Annotated in this window: 8 protein-coding genes and 2 pseudogenes; 9 read left to right on the forward strand and 1 reads right to left on the reverse strand. The window is 50.2% G+C overall.

Annotated features, from left to right (window positions below; genetic code table 11):
* Positions 1-131: 131 nt before the first annotated feature.
* Positions 132-311, reverse strand: coding sequence for a hypothetical protein (locus tag KTR07_RS28875; RefSeq protein ID WP_080728637.1), 180 nt, complete (start codon positions 309-311; stop codon positions 132-134).
* Positions 312-543: 232 nt separating this feature from the next.
* Here KTR07_RS28875 and KTR07_RS27495 point away from each other — a divergent pair, with 232 nt between their 5' ends.
* The 9 genes and pseudogenes from KTR07_RS27495 to KTR07_RS27535 all read left to right on the forward strand — a co-directional run.
* The gene (locus KTR07_RS27495) at positions 544-1,299 is read left to right on the forward strand and encodes a ParA family protein (protein ID WP_008646093.1); all 756 of its coding nucleotides are present in this window, start codon (positions 544-546) and stop codon (positions 1,297-1,299) included.
* Between the two features lie 5 nt (positions 1,300-1,304).
* The gene (locus KTR07_RS27500) at positions 1,305-1,754 is read left to right on the forward strand and encodes a DUF3408 domain-containing protein (protein WP_032567521.1); all 450 of its coding nucleotides are present in this window, start codon (positions 1,305-1,307) and stop codon (positions 1,752-1,754) included.
* Between the two features lie 24 nt (positions 1,755-1,778).
* Entirely contained in the window at positions 1,779-2,141 is a 363-nt protein-coding gene (locus KTR07_RS27505) for a DUF3408 domain-containing protein (RefSeq protein WP_008645858.1), read from the forward strand.
* Positions 2,138-2,878: a hypothetical protein gene (locus tag KTR07_RS27510; protein WP_032567520.1), complete on the forward strand. Its 741-nt coding sequence runs from the start codon at positions 2,138-2,140 to the stop codon at positions 2,876-2,878. Before KTR07_RS27505 ends, KTR07_RS27510 begins: the two co-directional genes overlap by 4 nt.
* A gap of 201 nt (positions 2,879-3,079) precedes the next feature.
* Positions 3,080-3,391 carry a DUF4134 domain-containing protein gene (locus KTR07_RS27515; RefSeq protein ID WP_008645856.1) on the forward strand — a complete coding sequence of 104 codons (312 nt, stop codon included), beginning with the start codon at positions 3,080-3,082 and terminating at the stop codon, positions 3,389-3,391.
* A 10-nt stretch (positions 3,392-3,401) separates the two neighbouring features.
* Entirely contained in the window at positions 3,402-3,734 is a 333-nt protein-coding gene (locus tag KTR07_RS27520) for a DUF4133 domain-containing protein (protein WP_007749041.1), read from the forward strand.
* Positions 3,668-3,955: pseudogene (locus KTR07_RS27525) on the forward strand (DUF3875 domain-containing protein); the annotation flags it as partial. The gene KTR07_RS27520 and the pseudogene KTR07_RS27525, both read left to right, overlap by 67 nt.
* 627 nt (positions 3,956-4,582) lie before the next feature.
* Positions 4,583-6,259: a group II intron reverse transcriptase/maturase gene (gene ltrA, locus KTR07_RS27530; RefSeq protein WP_005840044.1), complete on the forward strand. Its 1,677-nt coding sequence runs from the start codon at positions 4,583-4,585 to the stop codon at positions 6,257-6,259.
* 97 nt (positions 6,260-6,356) lie between these two features.
* Positions 6,357-7,052: pseudogene (locus KTR07_RS27535) on the forward strand (TraG family conjugative transposon ATPase); the annotation flags it as partial.
* Positions 7,053-7,101: the final 49 nt, after the last annotated feature.

A 7,101-nucleotide genomic window follows, 5' to 3' on the forward strand; every position in this document is an offset into this window, starting at 1 on the left:
TTTTGAGCGGCTGAAAACATACCTTGCTATGTTCAGGTGAACATAAAAATCCGTCGGGGACGGATTGGGGGAATGCCTTTCAAACTCCGGGCTGCGCCACCTGCGGCGAACCCTGCCGTTCGGGTGCAAAGTTACGCCCTTAAAGCGGTATCGGACAGGGGCTTGACCCGGACAATCAGTGCCAACCGACGCAACGTGCTGCCACTTGCCGGAGAAGTAATACAAGTTCCAAAATATCCTTGTTTATTTGCAGCGTGATTCGGATGTGGGACTGAAAATACACTCCTTCCGCCGGATGTTCGGACACCAATCCGGGCATCAATCCAAACGGTTGAAAACAGGTGTATGTATTCAGACAGTTTTCCAAGCACACGTCCATGCGGACGGATAAAAGCATGGGCGGTTGGACAAACCGATGATTACCCATAGGCACAGCCGGATTAAGGAGTGAATAAATAAATGAATGGGAGCGCGTGCGTACGTACTAATGGCAATACGCTACCGCCACCGGACAGATGTATAACCAAATAAATTATCAAACAAATGAAAGAAGCAACTTATGTGGCAATCTCCACGCAGAAAGGTGGAGCGGGTAAGACAACCCTGACGGTGCTTGTAGCAAGCTACCTGCACTATGTGAAAGGCTACAACGTAGCCGTGGTGGACTGCGATTTTCCACAGTACAGTATCCATGACATGCGCAAGCGCGACATGAAAGCTGTCATGGAGGACGGGCATTACAAGGTGATGGCGTATGAGCAGCTCAAACGGCTGAAGAAGAACCCGTACACCATCAGATGCAGCCGTGCGGAAGATGCGGTAAAGACTGCCGAAAATCTGGTGGCAGCGCAGCCTGACCTTGATTTCGTGTTCTTCGACTTGCCGGGAACCATCAACAATGCCGATGTGGTGCAGACCATTTCCAAAATGGACTACATCTTCACGCCCATCATCGCCGACCGTGTGGTGATGGAGAGTTCCATTAAGTTCGCCACCGTTATCAACGAACAGATGATAAGCACGGGCAAGTCCGGTATCAAAGGGATTTACCTCGTGTGGAACATGGTGGACGGGCGCGAAAAGACGGAACTTTACAAAGCATACGACAAGGTCTGTGCCGAGTTCGCCCTGTCCATTCTGGAAACACATCTGCCGGACAGCAAGCGTTTCCGCAAGGAGACGGCGGCAGAACGCAAGGCAGTATTCCGCTCCACGGCGTTTCCGGCGGACAAAATACTGGTACGCGGCAGCAACCTCGACAAACTCGTCGATGAGATTCTCGGCATCATCAAAAACTGAATGGCATGGCAAAGAAAACAAGAATCGAGGACATCGACAGCGAAGCCGTAATCAACTCGTTTCGACTGGACGATACAAGCATTCCGCCGGAAGCGAGAAGCACGGACGGAAACGCTACTTCTCCACCTCCGAAAGAAGCGATACAGGAAGCCGTTTCTCCACCTGCCTCGCACTCCAAAGAGGAGCCGGAACGCAGGCGCAGGAACAGCAAGCCGGAAAAATTGGATTATGACACCGTATTCATATGCGGGTCCAACGTCACGGCAAGACTCGGCAAGCAGGTCTATATCCGCAAGGAGTACCACGACCGCATACAGAAGATGCTTCATGTAATCGGTGGCAACGAGGTGACTATCGCGGCTTTTCTTGACAACGTGCTGACACACCATTTCACGCTGTTCCAAGACGAGATAGACGAATCGTTCAAACGGCACATGGAATCCTATAATTTATAAATACCCCAAAAACAACAAAGAAGTATGAAAAGAACAAAGAAGAACCGTCAGGCTGAGTGCCTGCAAACAGGAAAGAGTGAAAGAACCGCTGCCAATGCAGCAAAGTGTGCAAACGGATACGGTCAGGAAAAGACCGGCAGCGACTTCCGCAAGGATGAAGGCAGGGGCAAGCCGCTCTCTGTTTTCTTGGAAGCATCGGAAATCAAAACGCGGCAATGTATATACATCAGCCGAGAAATTCATGAGAAAGTCACTATCGTTGCCAGTCGGATGGGAAACGGTTTGAGCATCGGCAAGTTCGTGGACAACATCCTCCGCGACCATTTCCGGCAATACGGGCAGCAGTACATGGAACAGATTGAAAACGCCCAAAAAGTAAGATTATGACAAAGGCGTTTTTAATCGTATCGGTTGCTTGCAACGTGTGGTTCCTGTTCCTGCTGTTTTATGACCGCATCATGGACACGAAGCTCATCCGTTTCTTCAGACATATTGCCGGGTTGTGGCGATCATTGGACAGTACAGTGGCAGAGCAAGGAAAGGATAAGGAAATACCTCACGCAGACACCTCGGACATCATTGGCAAGAGCCGTTTCAAGATGGCATCGACCCGGACAACCGCTGCCATACTGGCGCAAGAAGCCGCCACTTCGGATAAAGGCATTGAGCTGTCGGAGGAAGAGGCTACTTTTGACGACGGAAACACGGAAACCGTCTCACGCCCGACACAAGTACCGGAGGACAAACTCGATGAAACCTTCACGAGCATCCCGCCCTCGGAACTGGAGTACGGAGAAGATGAACCGGAGGATGAAGAACCAGACAAAAAGCAGGCTTCGGGAAGCAGCTTCGAGGATATTGACATGGCAGTACGCACCATACGGAAGGAATCACCATCCGATGAGGAAATGCGACACGCCGGAAAGGTCATGACGGAACTGGACGGGACAGAGCTTTTCACAAGAATAACGGAACGCCTGACCGATGATACAATGAGCGAGAGGCTTGCAAAGGCGATGGCAGTTTTCGTGGACACGGTGAACATGACCGTGACACAACAAAAGGAAAAGGTGTTCGTGATTCCCGACAACATCGAGGAGTTCGACTTCCGAAACTATGTATAACAGCTAAAAAAGAATGGAAATGAAAACGTAAAATGACGACACCCATGCGCACGGCGGTACAAGGTACAGCCAATCCGCAACGGACACACCCAAGTCCGTAGAAACAAACGGGCAACCACTAAACCAAAGTAAAGTAATCAAGTATCAACCGCCCGAAAAAGGACTATCCACCCTTTGGACGGCACAAAACAAGAACTGTTTATGAACAAGAACATCAGACAAAAGTTCATCATCTCTGCGGCACTCATGATTGCCGCAACCGCCTCCGTATTTGCGCAAGGAAACGGTCTGGCAGGTATTAACGAAGCCACCTCTATGGTGAGTTCGTATTTCGACCCCGGCACGAAATTAATCTACGCCATCGGCGCGGTGGTCGGTCTTATCGGAGGCGTGAAAGTCTATGGCAAGTTCTCGTCCGGCGACCCCGACACGAGCAAGACAGCCGCCTCATGGTTCGGGGCTTGTATCTTCCTGATTGTCGCTGCGACTATCCTGCGCTCATTCTTCCTTTAATAAACAATGTATGGCTGAATACCCGATAAACAAGGGTATCGGCCGTCCGGTTGAGTTCAAGGGTCTAAAGGCTCAGTACCTCTTCATCTTCTGCGGAGGTCTGCTGGCTCTCTTCGTCCTGTTCGTCATCCTCTACATGGTCGGCATCGACCAGTGGATATGTATCGGCTTCGGCGCGGCATCGTCTTCCGTCCTCGTATGGCAGACCTTCGCGCTGAACGCCCGGTACGGCGAACACGGGCTGATGAAATTGGGAGCGGCAAGGAGCCATCCCCGATACCTTATCAACCGGCGGCGGATCACCCGATTATTCAAACGGCAACGAAAGGAAGAAACGACATGAGAAATACATCCAAAATGACAACACTGGAAAACAAGTTCCCGCTGCTGTCGGTGGAGCATGGCTGCATCATTTCCAAAGACGCCGACATCACGGTGGCTTTCGAGGTGGAACTGCCGGAGCTTTATACCGTGACAGGCGCGGAGTACGAGGCAATACACGGCTGCTGGTGCAAGGCTATCAAGGTGCTGCCGGACTTCTGCGTCGTGCATAAGCAGGACTGGGTGCGACATGATGTCGTGTAAGTGATTGTTTAACAAATAATTTAAGTCATCGAGTATGACATAAAACAAAGATTAAACCTGCTGTTTCGTCAGCAGTAGCCTATGGGCAGATGCACCTTAATTGTATTAAGCTGCCCAGACAAGGTAGCCCGCCCGAAAGGGGCAGTTTGAACCGTGAGGGGAAAACAATCGTCGTCAGTATCAGACGGCGCGGGAGCTTGGCTTGAATGGTATGAATAACACATGTGAACTGTCGCTAAACGTCGTTAGTTTGAATGAGCCAAACGATACTGACAGGCTCAAGCCCGGAAACGGGTGCAGCGAGGATAACCCTCTCCAGTCTGGGGTTACACGAACCACACTGCTGCCGGCGGAATGACAGATTCTAACCCATTCTCTTTGTCACTTACACGGAACATGGAAAACCTGTATCTCTCCTACGAAAACAGGTAAGCCGACCGTAAGGAAGGCCGAACGGGATGCAGGCACAGGAATGCGGAAAAAGCGAATGCCGTCCTGTAATGGGGCGGATAGGGGTTTCAACGTTACCCTACGCGAAAGCGGGCAGACTTCCGCATGGTGACTCTTTACAAGAAACTTTTAGAACTTTTTAAAGTTGAAACGCAAATGAACGAATTAGAAATTTCGTGTGCATCGACTGACCGAAAATCGAACGCTTGGGACAGCATAGACTGGCTCCGGTGCGAAATTGCGGTTAAAAAGCTACAAGCACGTATTGTAAAGGCTCAAAAAGAAGGCAGATACGGTAAAGTGAAAGCTTTACAGTGGATGCTAACGCATTCGTTTTACGCCAAAGCATTGGCCGTAAAGCGGGTGACCTCTAACAAAGGTAAAAAGACAGCAGGGGTTGACCGTGTATTATGGAAAACCCCAAAAGCGAAGTTTCAGGCAATCAGCGAACTGAAACGCAGGGGATACAATCCCCAACCGTTGAAACGGGTCTATATCAGCAAAAAGAACGGCAAACAACGGCCGTTGGGTATTCCTACCATGAAAGACAGGGCTATGCAGGCGCTGTATCTGATGGCATTGGAGCCGGTAGCTGAAACGACAGCCGACAACAACTCCTACGGGTTCCGCAAGGAACGAAGCACGTTCGATGCAAGGGAACAATGCTTCTGTGTACTCGCAAAAGACGTATCGCCCGAATGGATACTTGAAGGGGACATCAAAGGCTGTTTCGACCACATAAGCCACGAATGGCTGCTGAATAATATCCCGATGGATAAAGTGATGCTCCGCAAATGGCTGAACAGTGGTTTTGTTTACAACTCCGAGCTATTCCCGACGGTTGAAGGCACGCCGCAAGGCGGTATCATATCGCCGACCCTTGCCAATATGACCCTTGACGGATTGGAGGCGGTACTGAAAAGACGGTTTAAGACACACTGTAAAAAGGGCGTCTATACCAGCTACAAGGTACACCTTATACGGTACGCCGATGATTTTGTAATCACCGGAGCATCGAAGGAATTGTTGCAAAACGAGATCTTGCCTATTGTTCGTGAGTTTCTCCATGCAAGGGGGCTTACCCTGTCAGAAGAAAAAACGAAGATAACTCACATCGGCAAAGGATTCGATTTTCTCGGATACAACATTCGCAAGTATAACGGAAAACTTCTGATAAAACCGTCAAAAGAGAGTCTGAAAAGGTTTATGGTCAAAATCCGGGAAACCATCGAAGCTCATAAGGGAGCAAAACAGGAATCCCTGATAAGACTACTGAACCCGATCATAACGGGTTGGGCGAATTACTATCGCTACTCCGTATCATCCAAGACTTTCAGGAAAGCTGACAAACTGATCTTCGAAAAGTTATGGCAGTGGGCACAACGCCGACACCCGAAAAAGGGGAAGTATTGGGTTGCTGACAAGTATTTCCACAAGATTAACAACCGTAAATGGACTTTCGCGGTCACTCCCAACAAGAGAAAACCCGAAAGTATAATCGTGCTGAAACGACTGTACGACACCAAAATAAAGCGGTTTGTAAAAATCAAAGGGGATGCAAACCCATACGACCCGCAGTGGAAGGAATATTTTGAACACAGGGAAACCTACAAAATGCTCCAATCGCTCAACGGGTATAAATCACTGCTGCATCTCTGGAAGAGACAACAACGCTGCTGTCCCTACTGTGGTGAGCCGATAGACAACGAACACTCTTGGAGTGTCGTAAAACAGCTGACAAATAACCGAATGGATAGTTTTCTTCTTCATGACGGTTGCCGCAGAAGTTATTACCAGTTAAAAACAGAGGATTATGAGCCGGCTTTTATGTAGAAATAAAAGCATTGAGTTGCTTGAGCCGTATGAGGGGAAACTCTCACGTACGGTTCTTAGGGGGGAAAGGGGCAGTAATGTCCCTGACCTACCCGACTTCATCAAGGAACGCTACAAGCCGGAACTGCAAAAGGATGACATGAGCTTTTTGAGCCGCTCCTTTGAACGACACTTCAACGAGCGTCCGTACCTGAAACACTCCTGCTATCTCTACCTGACCAAGACGACGAAGGAACGTAACCGGATGCAGAGCAACTTCAGTACGCTGTGCCGGGGACATATCATCCCGAAGGAGCTGGACAGGGAAACCGCCGGGAAGTTCATGGAAGCCGCCGAACAGTTCGAGCGCATCATGAACGACAGCGGCTTTGTCAGGCTGCGCCGCCTCTCCACCGACGAGCTTGTCGGGACGGAGAAGTCCGCTGGGCTGATAGAGCGTTACTTCTCGCTCATGCCCGAAGGCGACACGGCCTTGCAGGACATCGACCTCTCGGCAAGGGAAATGCGCATCGGTGACAACCGCCTGTGCCTGCACACCCTCTCCAACGCGGAGGATATGCCCGGAAAGGTGGCTACCGACATCCGCTACGAGAAACTCTCCACCGACCGTTCGGACTGCCGCCTCTCCTTCGCCTCCCCCGTGGGGCTGCTGCTTTCCTGTAACCACATCTACAACCAGTATGTGATTATCGACAACAGCGAGGAAAATTTGCAGAAATTCGAGAAGTCCGCGAGGAATATGCAGTCGCTCTCCCGATACAGCCGGAGCAACAGCATCAACCGCGAGTGGGTGCGATACGTCGCTGTGTAAGTAATTGTTAAACTTAGATTTAACCCGTTGT

This window comes from Bacteroides sp. MSK.20.82 (assembly GCF_019052485.1).
In the GTDB taxonomy this organism is placed as follows: Bacteria; Bacteroidota; Bacteroidia; order Bacteroidales; family Bacteroidaceae; genus Bacteroides; species Bacteroides thetaiotaomicron.

Coding starts and splice junctions, on each gene's coding strand:
- KTR07_RS27495 (WP_008646093.1), top strand. CDS start 544: ATGAAAGAAGCAACTTATGTGGCAATCTCCACGCAGAAAGGTGGAGCG.
- KTR07_RS27500 (WP_032567521.1), top strand. CDS start 1,305: ATGGCAAAGAAAACAAGAATCGAGGACATCGACAGCGAAGCCGTAATC.
- KTR07_RS27505 (WP_008645858.1), top strand. CDS start 1,779: ATGAAAAGAACAAAGAAGAACCGTCAGGCTGAGTGCCTGCAAACAGGA.
- KTR07_RS27510 (WP_032567520.1), top strand. CDS start 2,138: ATGACAAAGGCGTTTTTAATCGTATCGGTTGCTTGCAACGTGTGGTTC.
- KTR07_RS27515 (WP_008645856.1), top strand. CDS start 3,080: ATGAACAAGAACATCAGACAAAAGTTCATCATCTCTGCGGCACTCATG.
- KTR07_RS27520 (WP_007749041.1), top strand. CDS start 3,402: ATGGCTGAATACCCGATAAACAAGGGTATCGGCCGTCCGGTTGAGTTC.
- ltrA (WP_005840044.1), top strand. CDS start 4,583: ATGAACGAATTAGAAATTTCGTGTGCATCGACTGACCGAAAATCGAAC.